The 23,676-nt window shown below is 64.4% G+C and carries 26 protein-coding genes and 3 tRNA genes; 14 read left to right on the plus strand and 15 right to left on the minus strand.

Translation table 11 applies throughout. The annotated features are described in order from the left end of the window. Positions 1-42 precede the first annotated feature (42 nt). Entirely contained in the window at positions 43-885 is an 843-nt protein-coding gene (locus tag Mschef_RS12460) for a 23S rRNA (adenine(2030)-N(6))-methyltransferase RlmJ (protein WP_081128891.1), read from the plus strand. A 70-nt stretch (positions 886-955) separates the two neighbouring features. After that, the gene (locus Mschef_RS12465) at positions 956-1,468 is read left to right on the plus strand and encodes a Slp family lipoprotein (protein ID WP_081128893.1); all 513 of its coding nucleotides are present in this window, start codon (positions 956-958) and stop codon (positions 1,466-1,468) included. Between the two features lie 50 nt (positions 1,469-1,518). On the opposite strand, the gene Mschef_RS12470 is transcribed toward Mschef_RS12465, so the two are convergent. The 4 genes from Mschef_RS12470 to Mschef_RS12485 form a co-directional block, all read right to left on the minus strand. Continuing rightward, positions 1,519-2,175: a DUF2058 family protein gene (locus tag Mschef_RS12470; protein WP_081128895.1), complete on the minus strand. Its 657-nt coding sequence runs from the start codon at positions 2,173-2,175 to the stop codon at positions 1,519-1,521. Between the two features lie 47 nt (positions 2,176-2,222). Next, positions 2,223-2,435, minus strand: coding sequence for a SlyX family protein (locus Mschef_RS12475; protein ID WP_081128897.1), 213 nt, complete (start codon positions 2,433-2,435; stop codon positions 2,223-2,225). 7 nt (positions 2,436-2,442) lie between these two features. Continuing rightward, entirely contained in the window at positions 2,443-3,786 is a 1,344-nt protein-coding gene (locus Mschef_RS12480; RefSeq protein ID WP_081128898.1) for a UDP-glucose dehydrogenase family protein, read from the minus strand. Between the two features lie 132 nt (positions 3,787-3,918). Further along, positions 3,919-4,665 (minus strand): FKBP-type peptidyl-prolyl cis-trans isomerase, encoded by a 747-nt coding sequence (locus Mschef_RS12485; RefSeq protein ID WP_081128899.1) that lies wholly within the window; start codon positions 4,663-4,665, stop codon positions 3,919-3,921. A 275-nt stretch (positions 4,666-4,940) separates the two neighbouring features. Between Mschef_RS12485 and Mschef_RS12490 the strand changes: the two genes are divergently transcribed. The 4 genes from Mschef_RS12490 (at position 4,941) to Mschef_RS18465 (ending at position 5,832) form a co-directional block, all read left to right on the plus strand. Beyond that, positions 4,941-5,016: transfer RNA gene (locus tag Mschef_RS12490), tRNA-Ala, on the plus strand. A gap of 8 nt (positions 5,017-5,024) precedes the next feature. Then, a tRNA-Glu gene (locus Mschef_RS12495) sits at positions 5,025-5,100 on the plus strand. A gap of 72 nt (positions 5,101-5,172) precedes the next feature. Then, positions 5,173-5,249, plus strand: a tRNA-Asp gene (locus Mschef_RS12500). A gap of 163 nt (positions 5,250-5,412) precedes the next feature. Beyond that, on the plus strand, positions 5,413-5,832 hold the full coding sequence (locus tag Mschef_RS18465; RefSeq protein ID WP_081128900.1) for an Arm DNA-binding domain-containing protein: 420 nt from the start codon (positions 5,413-5,415) through the stop codon (positions 5,830-5,832). Here the strand turns inward: Mschef_RS18465 and Mschef_RS12510 are convergent. Next, a complete protein-coding gene (locus Mschef_RS12510; RefSeq protein WP_081128901.1) occupies positions 5,738-6,226 on the minus strand; it encodes a DUF1249 domain-containing protein in 489 nt (162 codons plus the stop codon). The two genes, Mschef_RS18465 and Mschef_RS12510, sit on opposite strands and share 95 nt — an antisense overlap. Positions 6,227-6,285: 59 nt before the next feature. Next, a complete protein-coding gene (gene ppsR / locus Mschef_RS12515) occupies positions 6,286-7,101 on the minus strand; it encodes a posphoenolpyruvate synthetase regulatory kinase/phosphorylase PpsR (protein ID WP_081128902.1) in 816 nt (271 codons plus the stop codon). 196 nt (positions 7,102-7,297) lie between these two features. Here ppsR and ppsA point away from each other — a divergent pair, with 196 nt between their 5' ends. Beyond that, positions 7,298-9,661 carry a phosphoenolpyruvate synthase gene (gene ppsA / locus Mschef_RS12520; protein ID WP_081128903.1) on the plus strand — a complete coding sequence of 788 codons (2,364 nt, stop codon included), beginning with the start codon at positions 7,298-7,300 and terminating at the stop codon, positions 9,659-9,661. A 34-nt stretch (positions 9,662-9,695) separates the two neighbouring features. On the opposite strand, the gene Mschef_RS12525 is transcribed toward ppsA, so the two are convergent. Next, positions 9,696-10,328, minus strand: a complete 633-nt coding sequence (locus Mschef_RS12525) for a class I SAM-dependent methyltransferase (protein ID WP_081128904.1) — start codon at positions 10,326-10,328, stop codon at positions 9,696-9,698. Between the two features lie 52 nt (positions 10,329-10,380). Between Mschef_RS12525 and Mschef_RS12530 the strand changes: the two genes are divergently transcribed. Beyond that, positions 10,381-10,959 (plus strand): DUF6491 family protein, encoded by a 579-nt coding sequence (locus tag Mschef_RS12530; RefSeq protein ID WP_136256426.1) that lies wholly within the window; start codon positions 10,381-10,383, stop codon positions 10,957-10,959. Between the two features lie 14 nt (positions 10,960-10,973). Here the strand turns inward: Mschef_RS12530 and Mschef_RS12535 are convergent, their stop codons facing one another. Then, complete coding sequence (locus Mschef_RS12535; protein ID WP_081128906.1) at positions 10,974-12,287, minus strand: NAD(P)/FAD-dependent oxidoreductase; 1,314 nt, start codon at positions 12,285-12,287, stop codon at positions 10,974-10,976. Positions 12,288-12,439: 152 nt separating this feature from the next. Between Mschef_RS12535 and pxpB the strand changes: the two genes are divergently transcribed. The 6 genes from pxpB to pcp are packed head-to-tail and all read left to right on the plus strand — an operon-like array spanning position 12,440 to position 17,234. Continuing rightward, positions 12,440-13,144: a 5-oxoprolinase subunit PxpB gene (gene pxpB / locus Mschef_RS12540; protein ID WP_081128907.1), complete on the plus strand. Its 705-nt coding sequence runs from the start codon at positions 12,440-12,442 to the stop codon at positions 13,142-13,144. Then, complete coding sequence (locus Mschef_RS12545; protein WP_081128908.1) at positions 13,141-14,106, plus strand: 5-oxoprolinase subunit C family protein; 966 nt, start codon at positions 13,141-13,143, stop codon at positions 14,104-14,106. The genes pxpB and Mschef_RS12545 overlap by 4 nt, the downstream gene beginning before the upstream one ends. Next, the gene (locus tag Mschef_RS12550) at positions 14,103-14,861 is read left to right on the plus strand and encodes a LamB/YcsF family protein (protein WP_081128909.1); all 759 of its coding nucleotides are present in this window, start codon (positions 14,103-14,105) and stop codon (positions 14,859-14,861) included. The genes Mschef_RS12545 and Mschef_RS12550 overlap by 4 nt, the downstream gene beginning before the upstream one ends. Beyond that, positions 14,858-15,574, plus strand: a complete 717-nt coding sequence (locus Mschef_RS12555) for a DUF969 domain-containing protein (protein WP_136256425.1) — start codon at positions 14,858-14,860, stop codon at positions 15,572-15,574. The genes Mschef_RS12550 and Mschef_RS12555 overlap by 4 nt, the downstream gene beginning before the upstream one ends. Next, complete coding sequence (locus Mschef_RS12560; protein WP_081130017.1) at positions 15,561-16,526, plus strand: 5-oxoproline transporter, DUF979 family subunit; 966 nt, start codon at positions 15,561-15,563, stop codon at positions 16,524-16,526. Before Mschef_RS12555 ends, Mschef_RS12560 begins: the two co-directional genes overlap by 14 nt. 39 nt (positions 16,527-16,565) lie before the next feature. Beyond that, a complete protein-coding gene (gene pcp / locus Mschef_RS12565; RefSeq protein WP_081128913.1) occupies positions 16,566-17,234 on the plus strand; it encodes a pyroglutamyl-peptidase I in 669 nt (222 codons plus the stop codon). Between the two features lie 211 nt (positions 17,235-17,445). Here the strand turns inward: pcp and Mschef_RS12570 are convergent, their stop codons facing one another. From Mschef_RS12570 to Mschef_RS12605, 7 genes are all read right to left on the minus strand, one after another. Then, the gene (locus Mschef_RS12570; protein WP_136256424.1) at positions 17,446-17,826 is read right to left on the minus strand and encodes a hypothetical protein; all 381 of its coding nucleotides are present in this window, start codon (positions 17,824-17,826) and stop codon (positions 17,446-17,448) included. Positions 17,827-18,009: 183 nt separating this feature from the next. Next, positions 18,010-18,372 (minus strand): group I truncated hemoglobin, encoded by a 363-nt coding sequence (locus tag Mschef_RS12575; RefSeq protein ID WP_081128917.1) that lies wholly within the window; start codon positions 18,370-18,372, stop codon positions 18,010-18,012. A gap of 250 nt (positions 18,373-18,622) precedes the next feature. Beyond that, positions 18,623-19,996, minus strand: a complete 1,374-nt coding sequence (locus Mschef_RS12585) for a transporter (protein WP_081130018.1) — start codon at positions 19,994-19,996, stop codon at positions 18,623-18,625. A 48-nt stretch (positions 19,997-20,044) separates the two neighbouring features. Then, positions 20,045-20,833 (minus strand): hypothetical protein, encoded by a 789-nt coding sequence (locus tag Mschef_RS12590; RefSeq protein ID WP_136256423.1) that lies wholly within the window; start codon positions 20,831-20,833, stop codon positions 20,045-20,047. A gap of 60 nt (positions 20,834-20,893) precedes the next feature. Beyond that, positions 20,894-21,607: a C39 family peptidase gene (locus tag Mschef_RS12595; protein WP_081128923.1), complete on the minus strand. Its 714-nt coding sequence runs from the start codon at positions 21,605-21,607 to the stop codon at positions 20,894-20,896. Positions 21,608-21,683: 76 nt separating this feature from the next. Then, entirely contained in the window at positions 21,684-23,036 is a 1,353-nt protein-coding gene (locus Mschef_RS12600) for a hypothetical protein (RefSeq protein ID WP_081128925.1), read from the minus strand. A 35-nt stretch (positions 23,037-23,071) separates the two neighbouring features. Next, positions 23,072-23,671: a hypothetical protein gene (locus tag Mschef_RS12605; protein WP_081130019.1), complete on the minus strand. Its 600-nt coding sequence runs from the start codon at positions 23,669-23,671 to the stop codon at positions 23,072-23,074. Positions 23,672-23,676: the final 5 nt, after the last annotated feature.

The following is a 23,676-nucleotide window of genomic DNA, read 5'->3' on the forward strand; positions in this document are numbered from 1 at the left end:
CCGTGCCACGTACACTTGCCGTGCCGCCTGTCGAGCCTTGCAATGAATTATCGCCACCGCTTCCATGCCGGCAACTTTGCCGATGTCCTCAAGCACACGATCCTGCTGGGCGTGCTCGATGCGCTCAAGCGCAAGCCGGCGCCGTTCGCGTATCTGGACACGCACGCCGGCAGCGGCGTCTACGCGCTTGACTCGGAGGCCGCGCGCAAGACCGGCGAGTTCCGCGCCGGCGTGCTGCGCGTACTCGATGCCAGCGATCTGCCGCCGTTGCTGCGCAGCTACGTCGAGGCCGTGCGCGCCTGTGATGCGGGCACGCCGCTGGCGCGCTACCCCGGTTCGCCATGGCTGGCACAGCACGCGCTGCGCGCGCAGGATCGCGCCGTGCTGTGCGAACTGCTGCCGGATGAAGCCACCGCATTGCGCGGCCAGTTCCACGGCGATGCACGCATGCAAGTGCACCAGCGCGACGGTTACGAAGCCTTGTCCGCGCTGCTGCCGCCGGCGGAAAAGCGCGGCCTGGTGCTGATCGACCCCCCGTTCGAGGCGCAGGAAGCCGAGTTCAAGCTGATCCAGCGCGCACTGGCCACGGCGCTGTCGCGCTGGCCCGGGGGCATGTTTGCGGTGTGGTATCCGATCAAGCTGCAACGCACGCGCGAGCCGTTGCTGCGCTGGTTGCGCGGCAGCGCGGCGCAGTCGGTGCTGGTGGCCGAACTGGCGGTGCGCGCGGAAAATTCGCCGCTGCGCTTGAACGGCTGCGGCGTGGCTCTGCTCAATCCGCCGTGGAAGCTGGATCAGGCCTTGTTCGCGGCCCTGCCTGCACTGGCGCGACTGCTGGGCGAGGACGGCCAGGGCGATTCGCGCCTGCTCTGGCTGAAGCGTGAATGAGTCCGGTGGTGCTCACGCTACCGCACCCGGCTATGGCTATGCTGCGAACACCAATACACGGGGAGTTTCCATGCGCCGCCTGCCGCGATCGTTGTCACTGACATTGTTATCCCTGTCCGCCGCACTGCTGCTTGCCGCCTGCGCGCCGGCGCCCATTTTCAAACCCAGCGCGAATGTCGCCAATGTGCCGCCGGAGACCGTGGCGCAGGCGCCCGAGCGCTACACCGGGCGCGCGGTGATCTGGGGTGGCCAGGTGGTGGCGGTGCAGAACATGCCCGACAGCACCGAGATCCAGATCCTCGGCTATCCGCTGGACAGCTCGCAGCGGCCGCTGCCCAACAGCCCGGTGGGCGGGCGCTTCATCGCCATCATGCGGGGCTACGTCGAGCCGCTGAACTATCCGGCCGGCGCGCTGGTCACGCTCACGGGCCACATCGAGGGCGTGCGCGTGGGCACCGTGGGCGACGCGTCGTACACCTTCCCGCTGGTGCGCGTGGATGCATCGCACGTATGGACCGCGGCCGAGTTGCGCAGTGACAAGCCACACGTCAGCTTCGGCTTGGGGGTGGGCATCATTCGCTGACGCAGCGACACCCGACACACTGCCTAGCCCGACTCCACGCAATGCGCGGCTCAAGCCGGATCGGGCATGGCGCCAAACTCGTCCGCATCATCGGCCGCGCCCGGATCAGGCAGCAACGCCAGGTGTTGCGGTGCGCACTCGCGCACCGCTTCGGCCAGCGCGCGCTCGACCAGCCAATAGCGCCCGTCGAGCTGGATCACACCCAGCTCGCCAGCGTTGAGCGCATGCAACTGTGCAGCATCCACGTGCACGCGACGAATCTTGCCGCCGTATTCGAAATGGCGCATCAGTTCGGCATCGGCGCGATTGAGCGTCTTGCCCTGCACCAGCGCGTGCGCCTTTTCACGCTGTTCCTTGCGCAGCCGCGCACGCTCGACGGCGATGCGCTCGGCGGCGGCCTTCTCGCGTTGCTCCTGCGCATGGCGCAAGGCATAGGCGCGCGCGAGATCGATTTCTTCCTGGCTCGCATCAGCACGACGCGGCGAAGGTTTGCCGGCGGCATGTATCGGGCTGCCGCCGCGCCCGCGCTGCGCGACACGCGCGGCATCAGGTCCGCGCGACGGGCTTGCATCGCGCCGGCCTGACTTGTCATGCGTGCCGCGGCTTGCAGGTGCCTGCGCCACGCGCTCGCCATGCGCCGGCGCGACGGGTTTCGGACTGGGCTTCAAACCCGCTTTCAGCAGTTGATCACGCAGGGAATCGACCATGAGGCACTCGGCAGTGTGATTCGCGGCGCAGACACGCCGTGGGACCATCAGTAATGCGGCGGTGGCGGCTCGCTGCGCACATCCGGTGCCAGCGCGGTACGCACGCCCGCCAGTTCCAGACGCAGCTCGGTGACGATGCGCTCGAGGCGGTCAAGGCGCAGGGCGCGCTCGGCATCGGTGGCGAGCAGACCGTGCAGCGCTTCGTCGAGAAAACTCAGCCGGATTTCCAGTTCGGTCAGGCGATTTTCAAGTGTGCTCATGGCGTGCTCATGCGTGGGAATCCACCGAGCGGCCGCGGCCGATGCCGTAATAGGCCAGGCCGGCGCTCTCGACCGCGGCGGGATCGTACAGGTTGCGGCCATCAAACAGAACGGGCGTGGCCAGCGCGGCACGGATGCGCGCGAAGTCCGGGCTGCGAAATACTTTCCACTCGGTCACCAGCACCAAGGCATCCGCGCCTTGCAGCGCCTCGTAGGGCTGCACGCACAGCGTCAGATCCGCGCGTTCGCCATAAAAGCGCCGGGTTTCGCGCTGTGCTTCCGGATCGTAGGCACGCACGTGCGCACCGGCGCCCCACAGCGCCTCCATCAGCGTGCGGCTGGGCGCCGCGCGCATGTCATCGGTATTGGGTTTGAACGCCAGCCCCCACAGGGCAATGGTCTTGCCGCGCAGATCGCCGCCGAAGTGGCGCTGGATCAGTGCGAACAGGTGCTGTTTCTGCGCCTGGTTGACCGCTTCCACCGCCTGCAGCAACCGTGGCGCGTAACCGTGTGTCTCGGCGGTGTGCACCAGTGCCTGCACATCCTTGGGAAAACACGAACCACCGTAACCCGCGCCGGGATAGATGAAGTGGTAGCCGATGCGCGGATCGGCGCCAATGCCCTGGCGCACCAGCTCCACGTCGGCACCGACACGCTCGGCGAGATTGGCGATTTCGTTCATGAAGCTGATCTTGGTCGCCAGCATGGCGTTGGCGGCGTACTTGGTCAGCTCGGCCGAGCGTGTGTCCATGGCCACGATGCGCTCGTGATTGCGGTTGAACGGCGCATACAAGCGCTTGAGCAGGGCCAGGGCACGCGCGCTGTCGCTGCCGATGATGATGCGATCGGGGCGCATGCAGTCATCGACCGCATCGCCTTCCTTGAGAAATTCCGGGTTGGAAACGACATCGAACGGCACCTGCACACCGCGCGCGGCAAGCGCCTGATCGATGCGCGCGCACACACGCTCGGCGGTGCCCACCGGCACCGTGGACTTGTTCACCACAACGGCGTAATCGCGCAGGTGCTCGCCGATGCTCGCGGCCACCGCCAGAACGTGGCGCAGATCGGCGCTGCCGTCCTCGTCCGGAGGCGTGCCGACCGCGATGAACAGCACCTCTCCATGCGCGACGCCTGCGGCGGCATCCGTGGTGAAATCCAGCAGGCCCGCGGCGTGATTGCGCTGCACCATCGGCGCCAGGCCGGGCTCGAAGATCGGCACCACACCCTGCTTCAGCGCGGCGATCTTGTCGGCGTCGATGTCCACGCACAGCACATGGTTGCCCATCTCGGCCAGGCAAGCACCGGTGACCAGACCTACATAACCGGTGCCGAACAGGGTGATGCGCATGCGCGGGCTCGCGTCGTCAAAAGCCGGATTCTAGCCGCTGCGCGAAGCGTGGCGTGGCCGTCGCGGCGCTAAAAAAAACGGGGCGCGACTGGCGCGCCCCTCATCGCCACTGCGAACGCAGTGGTCATGCAATTACTTGTTGCCACCCGCGGCTGGCGGTGCCTGGTCAGCGGCCTGCGGCGGCATGATCTTCAGTGTCTGGATATCGAAGATCAGCGTGGCATTGGGCGGCATCGGGCCGGGCGGATTGGCGCCGTAAGCCAGGTTGGCCGGGATGAACAGCTTGAAGTGGCTGCCCACCGGGAACATGGTCAGGCCTTCGCGGAAGCCAGGGATCACGTTGGCCAGCGGGATCGAAGCTGGACCACCGTGATCGGCCGAAGCGTCGAACTTCTGTCCGTTGATGAAGGTGCCGGTGTAATTGATCTGCACCGTGTCACTGGCGGTCGGCTTGGGGCCCGTGCCCATCTTGATCACTTCGTACTGCAAGCCGTCCGGCAGCGTCTTCACGCCGGGCGCGGTCTTGTTCTTGGCGAGGAATGCGGCACCCTGGATTTCGTTGGTCTTGCTTTCCTGGGCACGTGCGGCCTCGGCTTTGGCCTGCAGCTTCTTCATGAAAGCTGCACGCACGGTCTTGGCTTCGGCCTCGCTTATCGCCGGCTTCTGCCCGGAAAGCACGGTGCGCAGAGCGTCGGCGACGATCGCCGGATCAAGTTCCTGGCGCACCAGCGGCGGGATGCCACTGGCCAGGTCCATGCCGACGAGATAGCTGTTCTTGGCCTTCTCGGTGGTCAGGGCCGGAGCCGCGTGGGCCAGGCTGACACCCAGCGTGGCTGTCAGTGCCGCCGCGAGCAGCGCGGGGCGCAGAATCTTGGACATTCGGGTTTCCTCAGTGGATGGGCAAGACCTCAGGCCACTGCGGCGCCGAGGCGAGAACGCATTGTGAGGCTACCGCAAGCCCTTGGCAAACCGTGCCCGCGCTTGCCCAAGCACTGATGCAGCCGCGATTCATGCACGGCGGTTGCCGGCTGCTGAAGGCCACCCGCGACGCTGACGTCGGCGGCATTGTCGATGCATGCGCGCCGCGCGCGCGACTCGATGCGAAAACTGTTGACGCCTTGCAATGGCCTCCGTACCATTTCGGGTTCCAGTGTGGGGCCATAGCTCAGCTGGGAGAGCGCTACAATGGCATTGTAGAGGTCGACGGTTCGATCCCGTCTGGCTCCACCAACTCCGTTGTCCCCATCGTCTAGAGGCCTAGGACATCACCCTTTCACGGTGGCGACCGGGGTTCGAATCCCCGTGGGGACGCCAATTCGGCCACGCTGTGGCGGCACGGGTTGTTAGCGGATTGTGCGTTTGTGTTGTTGCTGTTTGCTGTTGCGCGGAGCGGTAGTTCAGCTGGTTAGAATGCTGGCCTGTCACGCCGGAGGTCGCGGGTTCGAGTCCCGTCCGCTCCGCCATTTCAACTAACTACAACATCCATGAAATACCCTGAAGCCCGCATTCCGGCGGGCTTTTTCTTGCCCCTACTTCCCCGAAGGCATCCTGGATTTCCCTTGTTTGGGCCAAGGTTGGCGGTACTTTTGGCGGGTCCGCTCTCTGCGCAGCTGTAGATACCGCCAGATGATCGACGAAGCAACTCTGTCGGCCGCCGAGCCACGGGACAAGCCCTACAGGGTGTATCCAGGCAACGGGCTGTATCTGATCGTGCTGCCAAACGGCGCGAAATGGTGGCGCTACAACGTGCGACGCAATGGCATCAACACCACGCTATCGCTGGGTCCCTTCCCCGCGGTGTCGATGGCTGAAGCTCTTGCGGAGCGCGGTATCCTTCGCACACAAGCACGCATGGGCATTGATCCCGCTGCAGCGCGACGCGCGCCATTTAGCAATATGTGGGTCACGTCAAAACCCGGAGCGATCCGGGTTTTTGCATTGCGGCCTGGGCTCAGGCGCGCAGCGGCTCGGGGTCGTGCGCGGGCACCGCGACCAGGGTCTGTGGCGCATGGCCGTGCGCGTCCAGAAACTCCAACCAGCGGCTGAGAAAGCTGGCCATGCGCAGGCGATGCCGCAAAATCAGCGGCGGCGGCGCGCGCAGATTCAGCACGTCCCAACGGCCGCGACCCGGATGACAGTGCAGCGCCTCGGCCAGGTGCGCGTCGGTATACATGCGAATCTGCGCCTCCGGCGCACGGCGCCCGGTATCCGGATCATGGAACGCATAGGTGAGTTCCAGCTCCAGCGTGTACGCATGTCGCTCGCGCAGATCGAGATGCACGTTCATGCCGTCGCCCACATCGGACATGTAAATACCCGGCGCGCGCATGCGCAGCGCGAACAGGCGTTCAAGGCGGTGAAAGCTCTCGGCCTGCAGGCCCATCAGCATGCTGAAGCGGCCCGGCAGCAAAGCGGAGATTTCGCGTGCAGTGAGGTACATGGGGCGAGCTTAGCATCGTGCCAGCGAAGTTCAGTTGCAGCAGAACGCGCCATACGTGGTCACAGCAGGTGCCGTTCGATGCCCAGTTGCGCAAGGATCTTGCTGCCGATTTCCTCGATCGAGGTATGTGTGCTGTTGAGCACTGCGATGCCTTCACGGCGGAACAGGTTGTCGGCTTGCGCCAGCTCCCAGCGGCATTGCTCGACGGACGCGTAGCGGCTGTCGGGACGGCGCTCGGCGCGGATCTGCGCCAGACGTTCCGCAGTGATGGTCAGCCCGAACAGGCGCTGGCGCTGCCCTTGCAATCGTTTCGGCAGCTCGGCGAGCTCCAGATCCTCGGGCGTGAGCGGATAATTGGCCGCACGCAAGCCGAAGTGCAACGCCATGTACAGGCAAGTAGGCGTCTTGCCCGAACGCGACACGCCGATCAGGATCAGATCGGCATCCTTGTAGCTGGGATCGAGTCCATCATCGTGCGCCAGCGCGTAATTGGTGGCATCGATGCGCGCCTCGTACTTGGCGGCATCGAACAGTCCGTGGGCGCGGTTGACCAGCTTGTGCCGGCGTACGCCCAGTTCGTGCTCGAGTGGACCAATGAAGGGCGCGAACACATCCAGCATCAGCGCGCCACTGCCGCCAAGAATCTCGCTGAGCGTGGCATCGACGGCGGTGTTGATCACGATCGGGCGCAACCCGGTGCGTGCCCACGCCGACTTGATGCGCGTGACCGCCGCGTGCGCCTTGTCGGCATCATTGACGAAGGGCATGCGGTGGGTGTCAAAGTCCACGCCCTCGAACTGGGTGAGGATGCTGTGGCCGATGGTCTCGGCGGTAATGCCGGTCGAATCAGAGACGAAAAATACCGTGCGCTGCATGGTCCCTGCCCGTGAATGCATTGCGCGCAGTGTAGCCAGCCCGGAGCCATGCCACGGGCGACGCGGGTCGAATGTCCTTGATGCCGCACCGTAACCGTTTGCATGCGGCCCGCATGCATACTGAAACATCTCAAACGGTTGTTTCATAGCCCGAGAGTGCCGAAAATAGCAGGCTGATCCTTGTGGAATTTCATCCTTGAACGCACCCGTAGTGTGGCTGCACGAGATCGGCATGAGCGACCACGACCGGGTCGGCGGCAAGAACTCATCGCTGGGCGAGATGATCCGCGAGCTGTCCGCGGCGCATGTTTCGGTGCCAGGGGGCTACGCCACCAGCGCCGCCGCGTTCGCGCAGTATCTGGCGCAGGATGCGCTCGACCAGCGCATCGCCTCGCGCTTGCATGGTTTGAATGTCGAGGATAGCCAGTCATTGGCCGCTGCCGGCGCCGAGATTCGCGCCTGGATCATGGCTACGCCCCTGACCGCGCCGCTGGAAGGCGCGATCCGCGATGCCTACCGCAAGCTCTCGCTCGACAACGGACAGCAGGCCGCTGCGGTGGCAGTGCGCTCTTCGGCTACCGCCGAGGATCTGCCGGATGCCTCGTTTGCCGGACAGCAGGAAACCTTCCTCAACGTTGTCGGCGCAGACACCGTGGTCGAGAAAGTGCATGAGGTCTTCGCGTCCCTGTTCAACGACCGCGCCATTTCCTACCGCACGCACCACGGCTTCGACCACAACAAGGTGTACCTGTCAGCCGGCGTGCAATTGATGGTGCGCTCGGACCTGGCCACCTCGGGCGTGATGTTCACCCTCGATACCGAATCCGGGTTTCGCGAAGTGGTGCTGATCACCGCCAGTTATGGCTTGGGCGAGATGGTCGTGCAAGGCGCGGTCAATCCCGATGAGTACTACCTGTACAAACCCAACCTGCGCGCCGGGCGCCCTGCCCTGCTGCGGCGCCAGTTGGGCAGCAAACAGCAGCGCATGGTGTTCTCATCGACGCCCGGCGAGCGCGTGCGCATCGAGGAAACACCCGAGGCCGACCGTCAACGCTTTTGCCTGAGCCGCGAGGACCTGGCCGAACTGGGCCGCCTGGCGCTGGCCATCGAGGCGCACTACGGCCGCCCGATGGACATCGAGTGGGGCAAGGACGGCCACACCGGCCGCATCTATATCCTGCAGGCGCGCCCGGAAACAGTGCGCTCGCGCAACACCACGATCGAGCGCTTCCACCTCGGCCAACGCGGCGCAGTACTGGTCGAAGGACGCGCCATCGGCCACCGGATCGGCGCCGGCACCGCGCGCATCGTCGCCTCGGTGGCCGACATCCACAAGGTGCAGCCGGGCGATGTGCTGGTCACCGACATGACCGATCCCGACTGGGAACCGATCATGAAAAAGGCCGCGGCCATCGTCACCAATCGCGGCGGCCGCACCTGCCACGCCGCGATCATCGCGCGCGAACTGGGCATTCCCGCCGTGGTCGGCTGCGGCGATGCCACCCTTCGCGTGCAGGATGGAGCCGCGACCACGGTGTCCTGCGCCGAAGGCGACACCGGTTTCATCTACGCCGGTATCCTGCCCTACGAGCGCAGCGAGACCGACCTCGGCGCGATGCCGCCAGCGCCACTGAAGATCATGATGAACGTGGCCAACCCGGAGCGCGCCTTCGATTTCGCCATGCTGCCCAATGCCGGCGTCGGCCTGGCGCGGCTGGAGATGATCATCGCCAGCCACATTGGCGTGCATCCCAGGGCACTGCTCGAGTACGAGCGCCAGAATGCCGAGACCAAGGCCAGGATCGACGCGCGCATGGCCGGCTACGCCAGCCCGGTGGATTTCTACGTCGATCGCCTGGCCGAGGGCATCGCCAGCATCACCGCCGCGTTCGCGCCGCATCCGGTGATCGTGCGCCTGAGCGATTTCAAGTCCAACGAATACGCCAACCTGATCGGTGGCAGCGCCTACGAGCCGCACGAGGAAAACCCGATGATCGGCTTCCGCGGTGCCAGCCGCTACGTTGATCCGAGCTTCCGCGCGTCGTTCGCGCTCGAATGTCGCGCCATGCGCAAGGTGCGCGAGGAGATGGGACTGGAAAACGCCTGGGTGATGATCCCGTTCGTGCGCACCCTGGAGGAAGGCCGCAAGGTGATCGAGGTGCTGGCCGAGAACGGCCTGGAGCGCGGCAAGCACGAGCTGAAGATCATCATGATGTGCGAACTGCCCTCGAACGCGCTGCTCGCCGACGAGTTCCTGGAGATCTTCGATGGTTTCTCGATCGGCTCCAACGACCTCACCCAGCTCACGCTGGGACTGGATCGCGACTCGGCCGTCGTTGCCCACCTGTTCGACGAGCGCAATGCGGCGGTAAAAAAGCTGCTGGCGATGGCGATCGGCACCGCGCGCGCCAAGGGCAAGTACGTCGGCATCTGCGGCCAGGGGCCGTCCGATCACCCCGACCTGGCCGACTGGTTGATGGATCAAGGCATCGAATCGATGTCACTGAACCCGGATACCGTGGTCGATACCTGGCTGCGGTTGGCCAAGCGCAAGCACTGAGCGCGCCACCCGACCCGTCCAAGCACGAGCGCTCTCAGGCGCTGGGTGCGCGTACGGCATCCTTGCTGTAGGTGTACACACTGGCCGGTGGCATGTTGCGCCAGGCAAAACCGGCGCGGCGCGCGCGCAATCCCAGCCGTGCCGCCAACGCGCGCGGCACCGGGCTGAGCGGACCGTAGGTGAATTGGACCAGACGTCCCTGGCTGCCGAGCAGGCGGCTGCTGGCCTCGATCACCTGCGTCACCGCCAGCCGTGGCATCGACAGCAAGCCCAGACCACTGACGACGGCATCGGCTGATCCGCAAGCGATGCCGCAGCGCGCGGCCAGATCCAGCACGCAACAGGCATCCGCGCACTCCACGCGCACCTGCGGGAAACGCTGGCGCAGCAGGCCATGCAGGCCGCGATTCAACTCGACCACGAGCAGGCGCTCAGGCGCCACGCCTGCCGCCAGCAGCGCCTCGGTGAACACCCCGGTACCGGCACCCAGTTCGATGATCGGACCATTCCCCCGTGGCACCTGCGCCACCATCAGACGCGCGAGTTGCGGACCGGAGGGTGACATTGCCGCGGTACGCAGCGGATCACTCAGCCATGCGCGCAAGAACGCGCGCCAATGCGCGGCAGGAATCGATTTGCTTGCAGGTGCGACGGGGGATGGTGACATTAGGAATTTTTCCCGGTTGGGCACGAGCGCTGCCCGCCCTATCCTGCCTGCAATGCGTGCCGAAGGCGAGTCACATTCGTTTACGAATGAATGTATTGAACGGACAACTTGCCGGCATGTGCACGGCGCACAATGCATGACGACTGTGCGGGGAGCACGGTGCAACATCTGCGCACATCGCAATCATCAGGGGATGTCCATCATGAAATACACGCGCACCGCCCTCCTGGGCATGCTGCTCGCGCTGACCGCCGCCGCACATTTCGCGAACGCGCAGGATGCGCCCGCCGCGGCGGCGTCCAGCACCGCAACCCTGGCGCCGGCGATCATCCAGCCGCAGGCGAAATGCCTCGATCCGGCCACCATCGAGCGCTGGGATAAACTCGGCCCGCACCGCGTGGCGGTGACAACCCGCGGCAACACCTATTTCGCGCTTGAGTTCGCGGCCGACTGCAGCGCCGGTCGCAACAAACCCAGTGCCTGGCAGATGTCCACGCAGGCACCGGCGCGCTTGTGCGGCTATCCGGATGAAACCGCGATCAGCAGTGCGGGCGACATCTGCGCGATCGCCAGCATCAGGCCCCTCGACAAAACGCAGTTCGATGCCTTCATCAAAGCCAGTGGCGGCTGAGTACCGCCGCGCGGTCAGTGCAGTTTGATCTCGGGGTCCACCGTGCGCCGCAGACGGTTGGCCAGGCCCAGCAGCAACGTGTGCCACCAGCCATACAAGGCGGCCTGGTGCAGTTTGTACAGCGACACGTACATGAAGCGCGCGATAAAACCCGAGATCCAGACATTGCCGGTGATCGCACCCATGAGATTGCCGACGGTACTGTAGTGGCCGAGTGCCACCAGTGAACCGTAATCGCGGTAGTGGTACTCGCCCAGACTGCCCTTGCCATGCAGTCGCCGCCGGATCGCGCGCGCGAGAAAACTGGCCTGCTGATGCGCCGCCTGCGCACGCGGTGGCACGGTTTGCCCCTGCGCATCGGGCGGAAACGCGGCGCAGTCGCCCAGTGCGAATATGTTTTCATCGCGCGTGGTCAGCAGATTGCGCTGCACCACGAGCTGGCGGATGCGGTTGAGTTCCAGGCCATCGCCGTGCAGCAGGCACTCGGGTCCGCGAATACCGGCCGCCCACACCTTGATTTCGGCCTCGATGCGGTGACCGTCCGCCAGCAGCAGTGCTTCGGCGTCGACGCCAATCACGCGTTGCTCGACGAGCACGCTGATGCCGATGCGCTGCAGCTCGCGCGTGACGCTGGCGCTCATGCGCGGCGGCAGCCCAGGCAGAATGCGCGGCCCGGCTTCGAGCACGCTGATGCGGATGCGCTGCTCGGGTTGCAAGGCCTCCAGTCCGTACTGGGTCAGCACACGGCTGACGCGGTGCAGCTGCGCGGCCAGTTCCACGCCGGTGGCGCCGCCGCCGACGATGGCGATGCGAAACTCGGCGGCAGGATCATCCGCGACATGACCGGCGAAACGCAGCAGGGCATCCAGCAGGCGCCGCTGGAAGCGTTTGGCTTCGTGCAGGGTATCCAGAAACCAGCAATGCTCGGCCACGCCCGGCACACCGAAATCATTGGCCACGCTGCCCACCGCCAGCACCAGCGTGTCGTAGGCCACGCTGCGCTGCGCCAGGATTTCGTTGCCCTCGCGGTTGATCACCGGAGCCAGCCAAACCTGGCGCTGTGCGCGGTCGAGACGTTGCATCGTGCCCAAGCGAAAGTCGATGCCGTGGCGCGCAGCATGCACCATATATTCGAGCGCATGCTCAGCCGGGTCGAAACTGCCGGCGGCCACCTCGTGCAACAACGGCTTCCACAGGTGCGTGCGCTGCGCGTCGATCAAGGTCACTTGCAGGCGTTTGCGCAAATGCCGTGAAGACAGGCGGCTGGCCAGTTCCAGGCCACCCGCGCCACCACCGACGATGACCAGGCGCTGCCTCTTGATCGTCATGTGCCCCCCTCGCGCGGACCGATGTCCGCATCATGATTGCATGCTAACCAATGCCGGACGCCGCGTGCGTTGCGGGACAATCCGACGCAGGATGCGGCCAGTCTTGCATCCGTATGCTTGCAGCAATCACAACGCTGCGGCACTCTCGGCGCATGCCGCAATGGGAAACCATGGGCGAAAGCGCGGTACTTCTGCGCTGGGGCCAAACACTCGATGCGGCGCTGAATGCCACGGTGCATGCCGCGGCCCATGCGCTGCGCCGCGCGGCCCTGCCCGGCATCGAGGACATTGCTCCGGCTTATGCCAGTCTGCTGCTGCGTTTCGACCTCGATGTCTGGAGCGCGCGCGGGACACGCGACGCATTCGGCGCACTGCATGAGGCGGTTGATCCCCTGCTCGCCGCCACATCCGCCAGCGCCACACTACCCTCACGCGAGCTGTGCGTGCCGGTCTGCTACGGCGGTGAACACGGTCCCGACCTCGCCGAGGTCGCACGGCGTGCCAAGCTGAGTCAACAGGCGTTGATCGCCTTGCACTGCGCGCCACTGTATCGGGTGGCGATGCTGGGTTTCGCGCCGGGTTTTCCGTACCTGCTCGGCCTTGATGCTGCACTGCAAATGCCGCGCCGCGCGCAACCCCGCGTCAGCGTGCCCGCAGGCAGCGTAGCCATCGGCGGAGCACAAACCGGCATTTATCCTGGCGCGCTGCCCGGTGGCTGGCACCTGCTCGGGCGCACGCCATGGCGCCTGTTTGATGCTGCGCGCGAGCCCGCGTGTCTGCTGCAACCGGGCGATGGCGTGCGCTTCACATCGATCAGCGCAGAAGAATTTTCAGCATCAGCGCGTGATCGCCCATGAGCATCGAAGTGCTGCACCCCGGCTTGCTGAGCACGGTGCAAGACCTGGGCCGCTGCGGACACGCTGCGCTGGGCGTCGGCCGCAGTGGCGCGCTGGACGCCGATGCGTTGCGCCTTGCCAACGCACTGCTCGGCAATGCGGCCACCTTGGCGGGACTGGAAATCACCCTGCAAGGCCCCACGCTGCGCTTCAACGAGCGCACCGGGTTCGCATTGTGCGGCGCGGACTTCAGCGCACGCCTCGATGGCCACCCGGTCAATGCCTGGTCAGCATTGCAGGCCCAGACCGGCAGCGTGCTGGAACTGGGCCGTGCCAGCAGCGGCTGCCGTGGGTGGCTGGCGCTGACCGGCGGGATCGATCTGCCGCCGGTGCTAGGCAGTCGCAGCACTGATCTCAATGCCGGGCTGGGGCCGCTGCCGCGTGCACTGCGCCGTGGCGACGTGTTGCCACTGGGGGCTCACGCATCGACTCCGCGGGCGCCGTCGGCACGCTGGTCGCTGAATCCGCGCCCATGGTTTGCGGTGGCCGAACACGAGCCATTGCGCCTGCTGCAGGGGCGCGATCACGCAGGCCTCGACCAAGCCTCGATGGCCGCGCTGTACAACTCGGAATTCCGCGTGGCCACGGCCAGCAACCGTGTCGGCTTGCGCCTCGATGGCCCTGCGCTGCGACTCACGCAAACGCTGGAATGCGTATCCGAAGGCTGCGTGCCTGGCGTGGTGCAACTGCCGGGCGGCGGGCAACCGATCGTGCTGCTGGGCGAGCATCCGGTCAGCGGCGGCTATCCGCGCATCGCGCAGCTTGCCGCGGTGGATTTGCCGCGTCTGGCGCAGGCACGCCCGGGTAGTGCGCTACGCTTCATGCTGACTGATCTGGATACCGCCACGCGGGCGCTGCTGGCACGGCAACACGCGCGCGCCGATCTGGAATCACGCATCCGTTCGAGACTGGCCGCGACATGAAACGCATCGATCTCAACTGTGACATGGGTGAATCATTCGGCGTCTGGAACATGGGCCAGGATGCGCAGGTGATGCCGTGGATCAGCTCGGCCAACATTGCCTGCGGCATGCACGCCGGTGATCCGGCAACGATGCAGCGCACCGTGGCACTTGCCGTGCAGCATGGCGTGGCCATCGGCGCGCATGTATCACTGCCGGATCTGCAGGGCTTCGGGCGCCGCGCCATGGCCATCAGCGCTGCCGACCTGCATGCCCTGGTGCTGTATCAGCTCGGCGCGCTGGCCGGTTTTGCACATGCCGCGGGCGCGCGCCTGCGCCATGTCAAGGCGCATGGCGCGCTCTATCACCAGACGACCGGCGATGCCGCACTGGCACAGGCATTCACGCGGGCCGTGCGCGATTTCGACGCGCAGCTTGCCGTGGTTGCGCAATCCGGCAGCGCCTTGCTCGACGCGGCGCAGACGTTGCATTTGCGCGGGCTGCGCGAAGCATTCGCCGATCGTGGCTACGACAATGATGGCAAGCTTCTGGCGCGTGGTACCCCGGGTGCGCTGCTGGAAACCGCACAGGCTGCGGCGCAGGCCGTGATGATCGCCGCGCATGATGCAGTCGTCGAACATCACGGCGCGCGCCTCACCCTCACCGCCGACACCCTCTGCCTGCATGGCGATCGCGATGATGCCGCGATGCTGGCGCAGGCCGTGCGCGATGCGCTGACCGCCGCGGGCATCGACGTACAGGCCGCAACGTCATGAACATGTGGCCGCTGCTGGGCGTGGCGCTGGTGGTGCTGGGTTTCGCGCGGCGCTGGAATCCCGTGTTGGTGGTGGTCAGCGCCGGGGTGCTCAGCGGGTTGCTGGCGGGATTCTCGATCGCGCAAATCCTGGCGCTGCTGGGCACCAGTTTCGAATCCAACCGCGCGCTGCTGTTGTACGTGCTGACCCTGCCGGCGATCGGTCTGCTCGAACGCGCCGGGCTACGCGAACATGCGCAGCGCTGGATCGAACGCCTGCACGGACTCACCTTGTCACGATTATTGATCGGCTATCTCGGACTCCGTCAGATCCTGTCGATGCTGGGACTGACCAACGTCGCCGGTCAGGCGCAGACCGTGCGCCCGCTGCTGGCACCGATGGCCGAGGCCGCGGCCATGCGCGAGTCACCCGGCGCCGATGCATCCACCGCGGCGCAAATCCGCGAGGAAGCGCGTGCACTCGCCGCGGCCACCGACAATATCGGTCTGTTCTTCGGCGAGGACGTGTTTATCGCGCTTGGCGCGGTGCTGCTGATCCAGGGTTTTTACGTGAGCCAGGGCATCGACTTGCAACCGCTGCATATCGCACTGTGGGCCTTGCCCACGGCGATCGCGGCGTTTGTCATCCATGCGCTGCGCGTGCACCTCGTCACCCGCGCCATGGCGCGCCGCGCGCGTGCCGTCCATGCCAGCGATGACCATGCTGCACCTTGAATGGGCTTACGCAGCTCTGGCGCTGCTGCTGACCGGAACCGCATGGCTGAACCTGCGCCAGCGTCATTGGGCGCAAGCCGCGTTCTGGATGGTTCTTGCCGCGCTGTTCGCCAGTGGTCACTGGGTGCTGCGCGCGCAACAATCGGGCCATGCGCAGCCCGCGCAAATCGCCGGCATCGGTGTGCTCGCACTGGCTCTGCTGGCCCCAATGATGCGCCGCGTCGATGCTGGCGAGGCACCACTGCGGCTGCGTCAGCTGCGCGCCGGTGTTCTCGGCCACTGGTTGTTCATGCCCGCTCTGCTGATTCCCGGCGTCACCTTGCTGATTGCGTTGTTCGGTGCCGATCTGCACTGGCACGGCACGACACTCTTCGTCGCCGCGCAGCAGACCTTGATGGGTCTGGCCGTGGCATCGCTGGTCGCACTGCTGGCCGCATGGCGGCTCACGCGTGCGCCCGCAGGCGCGGTGTTGCACGAGAGCCGGCGCCTGATCGATACCCTGGGCTGGGCAGCTCTGCTGCCCTTGGTGCTGGCCGCACTGGGCGGCGTGTTCGAAGCCGCAGGCGTCGGGCGCGTGCTGTCCACGTTGATGGGCGATGTCATTCCAACCACCAGTTTCGCGGCGTGCGTGCTGGCCTATGGGCTCGGCATGGTGGTATTTACCGTGATCATGGGCAACGCATTCGCCGCGTTCCCCGTGCTCACCGCCGGCGTCGGCCTGCCGCTGCTGGTGCGCCTGCACGGCGCCGATCCGGCCGTCGTCGGATCGCTGGGCATGCTATGTGGGTACTGCGGCACCTTGCTCACGCCAATGGCGGCCAATTTCAACATCGTGCCGGTGGCGCTGCTGGAACTGAGAAATCCGTGGTCGGTGATCCGCGCGCAATGGCCTACGGCGCTGCCGCTGCTGGTTTTCAATCTGTTCGCGCTCTACCTGCTGGCGATGCACTGAAAGCCCGTTTCGCGTTTTGATCTCTTGAGAATTTGAATCATGTCTGCAAACCATTCCCTGCCCTGCGTGCTGCTGACCGGCTTCGATGCCTTCGGCGGCGAGTACATCAATCCATCATCGAAATCCGTGCGCACGCTGCATGGTGCGCGCATGCAGGGGCATCGCCTCATTGCCAGGCAACTGCCGACTTCGTTCGCCCGTGCGCCGGTAGTGTTGCGTGATGCCCTGCGCGAACTACAACCGCGCGTGGTGATTTGTGTTGGCCAGGCCGGTGGCCGCGCGCAAATCTCGCTGGAGCGCGTGGCGATTAATGTGTGCGATGCGCGCATCGTGGACAACGATGGCGCGCAGCCGCATGACATGCCGGTGATCGCACGCGGCCCGGCGGCCTATTTCAGCCGTCTGCCGCTGGATGCTTGCCTTGCCGCACTGCATGGCGCGGACATTCCAGGCGAGATATCCAACAGCGCCGGAACTTTTGTGTGCAATCAGGTGATGTATGTGCTGCTGCATGAACTGCGCAGACAGCCCGAGGCGTGCGCGGGCTTCGTGCATATCCCATTCATTCCGGCGCAGGTGCTGGAACGGCGCAGTGCACCGAGCATGGCGCTGGAACAAATCGCCGCTGCGCTGCGCTTGATCGTCGCCGCCACGCTCGATCCGTCAGCCGCGCCGCATGGCACACATGCCTCGGGGCGCGAGCATTGATGTGCACGTTGCCGACATCCTTGTCTGCGCCCCGCCTACCATAAACGCAGCATCGTGTCCGCGCCTTGCACAGCGCGAAGCCTGCGCCACGATACACACATCACTTCGGACGTCGCCACGCAGGGCACGCGAAATTCACGAGGGGCAACAATCCAGACAGGAGTGCGCCCATTACTCTCGCAGCAGATCGGCATCGACCTTGCCGGGCCTCTCAGTCGGAAACATTGGACTTGCTACTCTTGACCGTGACTGCGATCGCCGCCGCCTCATCATCGGGCTGTGTCAAAAGAACAATTCCTGTCTCCTTCATGCTCCGGCCACGAGGCAAGACGACGATCTTCCTGATCCGCTCACCTGCGATGCCGAAGCGCTTGAAATTGGCAGGCAGCCACAGCTTCAACTTCGCGACATCGGCAGGCCCCATCTGATCCAGTTCCGCGAGCATCGCCTGCACCTGGATCGGGCCCGCGAGTTCGCTGGAATAGGTCAGTCGATAGATGTTGCTCTTGGAAAGATTGAGGTTTGATGCCGCCGCCGCGATCGTTGCGAAAAGCAAGGATGCGACCACGCATGATGCATATCGTGCTTTCATTTCGAGTTCCTCATTCCGCCGACGCCTGTCGGCAAACGCTTCGGTTCAGCGGCGGCACGGAACGCCGTGCATGTCGTGTCTTGCAGGACAGTCCGAATGGGACGTCCTGCTCCACCCTGGAGCCTGAGCTTGGATCACGCAGCGGAGCGCCGAAAGACGACCCGCTGAACTTTGGCGAGCCTGTCACACGCGGATGATGTCGCGCTTGATCGAATAGAGGATGGCGATCACGTCGTTGCGGGTGTCCGCATCCAGTCCGTGTTTTTCCATCGCCCCGACGATGTCGTCCATCACCGCCAGGTATTCCTGCTCGCTGATATTCATGCCTCTGTGGGCCGCGAGCATGTCCCGGCCCGTGTAAGCTTCCGGGCCGCCAGATCCAGAACAGAAGAATTCGCGCGCCATGCGTTTGGCGTGCTGCAGATCCTTGATGTTCTCGAAGCGGGTTTTGACGACGGGATTGACCAGATGCGCGGCGATCACATCGTCAACGAGAGAAGCGATGCCGGGCGCACCGCCCAGGCGTTCATAAAGTATCGCGGTCATAGAATCCTCTACCCGGATCGATCAACCGGTTCGCACTGTGGCTGGAATTGCCACAACGCAGCCGTGCGGTTATCCACATGCAGATCCGACGATCTGCTTGCCAATGAGTATGCTGAGTGCGCATTGGCAGCCCTTGCCGCTGTAAATCGCGCGGGACCCCTGAGTCTCCACCAGCAACACCACGTCGTGTGTGCCCGCAGGTGTGGCTTCCGCAACGGGTCGGTCGCAGGGGCACGCGCGCTGAAACATGTCACAGCGTGAACGGCAACTTGGCGGTGATGCTGAAATCCGGTGCGTCGGGTGTCAGGCCGATACCCAGATTGCCCACAAAAGTCATGCTTTCGCTGAGCGCATAGGTCATGCCGATGCCAAATGTCGCAGCGTTGCCGGAGCTGCCGATGATGCCTTGCCACACGCCGGTAGCATCGGGGCGAATCCTGGCACTGCTGTTGAGCCGCTCCGAGAAACTCATGCTCAGGCTCATGCGCTCGTTCAAGGCAAAAGCCACACCGATACCGTAGTTGAGCGCGTTGCCGAGGTCGACCTTGCCCGGGCTGACCGTATCCGGGCTGTTATCCAGATCGGAAAAGTGCTTCTTGAAGGTATGGGTGACGCTGGCATTGGCGAACAGGATTGCCGGATCCAGTGTTTTCAACATCGAAGCGCCAAAGTTGATGCTCCAGACGCCCTGCCCGGTGGGCTGTTTGGTCGGCACAGCGAAGCGGATGAAGTCGTCGTTGTCGCGCTCGAGCACGGTCCATGGAATGCCGTAAGGCGCCTGTCCGGTGGGCATGCCGACGCTGGCATTGAGAGCGATTTCAGGCCGCGCGGTTGTCTCTGGAAACAAGCGATAACTTGCGCCTGCGGTGACATCACCGATGGCCACATCACCGCCCACGCCAGCCTCGGCCACAGCGGCCGCTGAGCCGCCGGCACCGCCTTTCTGGTAGGTGGTCCAGCGCTGCACCATGGGAACTTCGATGCTGGCGGAAAGGTCGCGGGTGATGCCTTTGCGCGCGGCAAAGGTATAAGTGAATGTGTCGGATGCGACATCCTCGACCGCGATGCTGCCAAGGAATATCGCGTCGAGGGCGAGGAACCCGTTGAGCGTGAGTTGCTTGCGGTCGTATCTCGCGTAGTTGAGGCCGACTTCGAGCGTCAATGGCTGGTTAAACAGCACATGCTGCTGTTGCAATACATCCTCGACGCTGCGCGATGTGGGCTCCTGGCGCGTGCTGCCCTCGCTGCTGACCAGCGTTTCACTGCTGCTGGTCGCGGTTGCTGCCTGTGCCGCCCCCGCCGCCACGCCAATACCTGCCACGCCAGTCGTGGCTGCGGGCTTGCCCCCCTGTTGAATAGCCTGTACCCGCGCCACGCCCTCCTGCGCCTGCACGCGCGCGGTCAGCGCCTGCAAGCGGATCTCCAACTCGCGCAGCTTGCGGACTTCGTCAGCGTAACGCGACTTGAGTGCCTGCATCTCGCGGGTGATTGCCTGCATGTCCTGGGTGTTCTCGGCGGCGGCGGTACCTCCGGCCTGCTGCGTCTGCTGCGCCGCTACTGATGCGCTGGCGGCGAGTGTCACTGCCACCAATGCCAACAACGCGCCTGTTTTGATCTTGCGCATGGTCATCGTCGTCCCCTGTAGAGTGTTGCTCGCATATGTGTTGATGACTCAGTGCCCACCAATGCCCTTCAATTGCCCCAACGCCTGCGCCACGCTCTGTTGCAGCAACTGGCTCGAACCCTGCATCGGCTGCACCAGGGTGATGCGCAATTGGTTGGATACGTCATGTCCATCGCCGAGCAGAGCGACGGTTTGCAGCACCGCGCCATTGCCCGATGCATCGCCACGGATCATCTGGCGCAGGCTGCCTTGGTCATCGATTCCCAGCGTCACCGCCATGCCGTCTGCCTGCAGCGCCGCACTGGCGTTGGCACCGTCCATGCTCAATGCCGTGTTGGCGCCGACGCCGTTGCCCGCGCCTGTGGGCAGGGTGTTGGTCAGGTGCAGCTCGGTGCTGTTGCCAGCATTGTTGAAGTCGCCGACGATCTGGATGCCTTGCTCGATACCGCTGACGTTATCCAAGCCACTGGCATCAATCGTCCGATGGCTGGTGTCGACCAGCACACCGCCAGAGCTGCCCTGCACGATGCTGACGGTTGGCACGAAGCTGACCTGCGGCGTGCCTTTGGAAAAATCGAAACTGAGCAATGCGCTGCCACTGAGTACGCGTCCATCCGGGCTGTGCCAGGTGGACAGCATCTCGACGCCAAAATAAAGCACCTGTCCGGCGCCGGTGACAAAGCGCCCGCGCATGGCATCGAGGGCAGGATCGGATATGGGCTGGATGTCTTGAGTAGCGGTGGGCACGCGTTCGCCCAGCAAGCCCTCATCGGCTGCTGCAGGCAAGGCTAGGACCGTGGCAAGAGCCAGTACAATCAAAGTCGGAATGCCGCGCATGGTGGATCTCCAAGTTGTGCTGCGTCGACTCGACTGCACGCTGCGACTGCTTGCGCGCGCTCAGAACAGGTCGGCTTTGGTGAAACCGAAATCGATCAGTTCGGCATCGGTGATCGGGCCCTGACGCGAACCCAGCAGCGTGCGCGCGCTGGGTCCACCCTTGGCATCCAGCAACACCGAATTGCGATTGAAGCCCGAACCGATCACCACGAACACCGCCTTGGAAGGCCAGGCGGCCATGAAATCGTTGAATGCCAGCGTCTTGTTGCCCAGCGCGGGATCAGCCAGATACACGCGATCACCAGCGATGCGCTTGAGCACAACAAAATGTTTGTAGCCCTTGGTGTCCAGCAGCACGATGCCGGGCACACGCAAACTACGCAGGCGCGGCTCGGACACTTTGTAGCCACGGCCGCGCATGCCCAGGCCTTCGACGTATTGCTTGATATCCAGCAGCGAGAAACCTTGTTTCTCGACCTTGCCTGGATCGGCCTTGGCCAGCATGCCGGCCATCACCGTCCACTCGTTCACATCGATGTCGTAGGCGTACTTGAGCAAGGTAGCCAGAGCCGCCGCACCACAACTGAAGTCGGTCGCCTGCGGCACGATGCCGGTGAAGCGCGCCTCGCGCAGGCTGGTGACCTTGGCGCGATACACCTCGCCGGTAGGCTGCACGTTGCCGAAGCGAATATCGGCCGCGCGTGCGAAGGAGCCGCTACCGCCCGGTGCAAGCAGGCAAGCCAACAACACGGCAAACGGAATTTTGGCGTCCATGAAGGCTCGATTCGCTGGATTCGATCGAAAAGCGGGGCAGCGAACTGCCCCGCCGGATACGTCGATCAATCAGCGATTACTCAGCCCCGCCACCGCTGCTGCCGCCACCCGAAGAAGCCTGGGTGACTGCCAACGCGAGGGAGTTAGCCTGCTGGTTGCCGGTGCCTGAAGCGATGTTCACGCCGATGTTGCCTTGCGCGTTCTGCAGCGCAGAGCCACTCAGCGAGGCCGTGTTGGTGCTCATCACCGCGACATAGCTGTAGTCAACGATTTGCCCTGACAACGCTGCGCTCATCTCTTCAAGAGTGATTTCATCGTTGTTGTTCATGACCAGCGAACCACCGTCGTTGCTGGGATCCATCGGATCATTGCCCGGGGTACGCACGATCGGGTTGCCGTTGATGTCGGTGCCCTGTGTGCTGGTATCCCAGTCAGTGTGGCCCAGCCACGGGCCATTGGTCGGATGCGCCGAAGTCGGCGTTTCACCCTGCGCCACGCCCCAATTGTCCGGGAACATGTTGTAGCGCTGGTCCGAGGTACCGATGGAGGTACCCATCACTTGGCCACCCTCGCCGCTGCCGCCCACCGTGCCGGTCAAGTTGATTGTGATCAAGTCCACGAACTGCTGGGTATAGCCCTCGTTGAGCGTGTAGTTGCCGCCCGAATCCTGCTTGCTGTTGACCGAGGCCGTGGCCATGCTGTTGGTCCCGGTCGAAGCCACCAGGTTGTTCTGCTGCTGGTTGTTGTTGCCCGCTGCGATGTTGACGCCGATGTTGCCCGTCGCATTCTGCAGTGCGTTACCACCGAGGTTGGCCATGTTGGTCTGGCCAAAGTTGCCGGTGGTATTGGCGGCGTTGACCTGCTCGACGAACACCTCCGAGTCGGCCATGGTGAAGGCGAACGAAGCGTCCGCCGCCGCCAATGCGGCCGCGTTGTGCTGCTGGTTGTTGTCGCCCGCTGCCACGTTCAGGCCGATATTGCCCTGTGCATTCTGGGCCGCGTCGTCAGCGATCGACGCATCGTTGGCCAGCAGATAGTTTTCACCATTGTTGCCGACATTGTGCTGGCGGTTGTCCACCACGGCGATCGCCGCTGAGTCGGTGTTGATCGCGCCGCTGACAGTCGGATTGCCGGTGATCGAGACATCGGTCAGCAGGCTCAGATCCTTGTTCATGCGCACGCGGCGGATCGAGGTGTCGGTATTGATGTCGACGTTCTCGTAGTACTGCACGTCGCCGTAGATATAGGCACTCGCGTTGAGCAGATAGTTGCGGATCCAGTCTTGCTGGTCGAGGGTGTAGTTCACCGTCGTATTGACGGTGCAAGTACCACCGCAGCTGGGACCTTCCTGCGCGAACGCCGCTGGCGCAATGCTGCCGGCACCAGCAAGAATGGCCAGCGTGAGCAGGTTTCGTTTCAAGTTACGCATGATGCATCTCCTGTCGTTGGAATGGTTTCAGGCTTTCAACGGGGTGGCAGATCAACCGTGATGAGCAGGCGGTTGCCCGCGGTATTGCCCATCCCGGCGATCTGATTGAGTTGCACCACCCCCTCCGCCCCACGCAACGCCGTACCCGCAACGGACGCCGAGCGTGGCGAGGAAGATGGATTGGCTTGCGAACGGCCCCCCGCGGCACCGTTCGTTTGCGTGCCGAGGCCAGCCAGCCAGGTACTGGATGTCTGCTCCTCGATACCTTGTTGCGCCAGCGATACGGCGACCGCGATGGCGTTGGCCTCGCGATTGCCGATACCACTGGCCTGATTGATGGAAATCAGCCCGCGCGCGCCGGATAACGCGTTGCCGCTGATGTCGGCGACCATCGCGTCGGGCACGCTGGCGCTCAGCGCACTGATGCGCTGGCGTTGTTCGATCTGGACATTTGCAAGCGGCCCGATGGCCAATGCCGCTGCGTTCGACTGAAGATTGCTGTCACCAGCGGCCAGATTCACCGCAATCGCGCCACTGGCGCCGGCCAGCGCATTGCCACCTATGCTGCTGGTGGTGAGATAACGCAACATCTCAGCGTAACCGTCCTGGGCCCTGGCGGTGGAGAGACCCAGCATCAGCA

Origin of the sequence: Metallibacterium scheffleri, assembly GCF_002077135.1 — a bacterium.
Lineage (GTDB): Bacteria > Pseudomonadota > Gammaproteobacteria > Xanthomonadales > Rhodanobacteraceae > Metallibacterium > Metallibacterium scheffleri.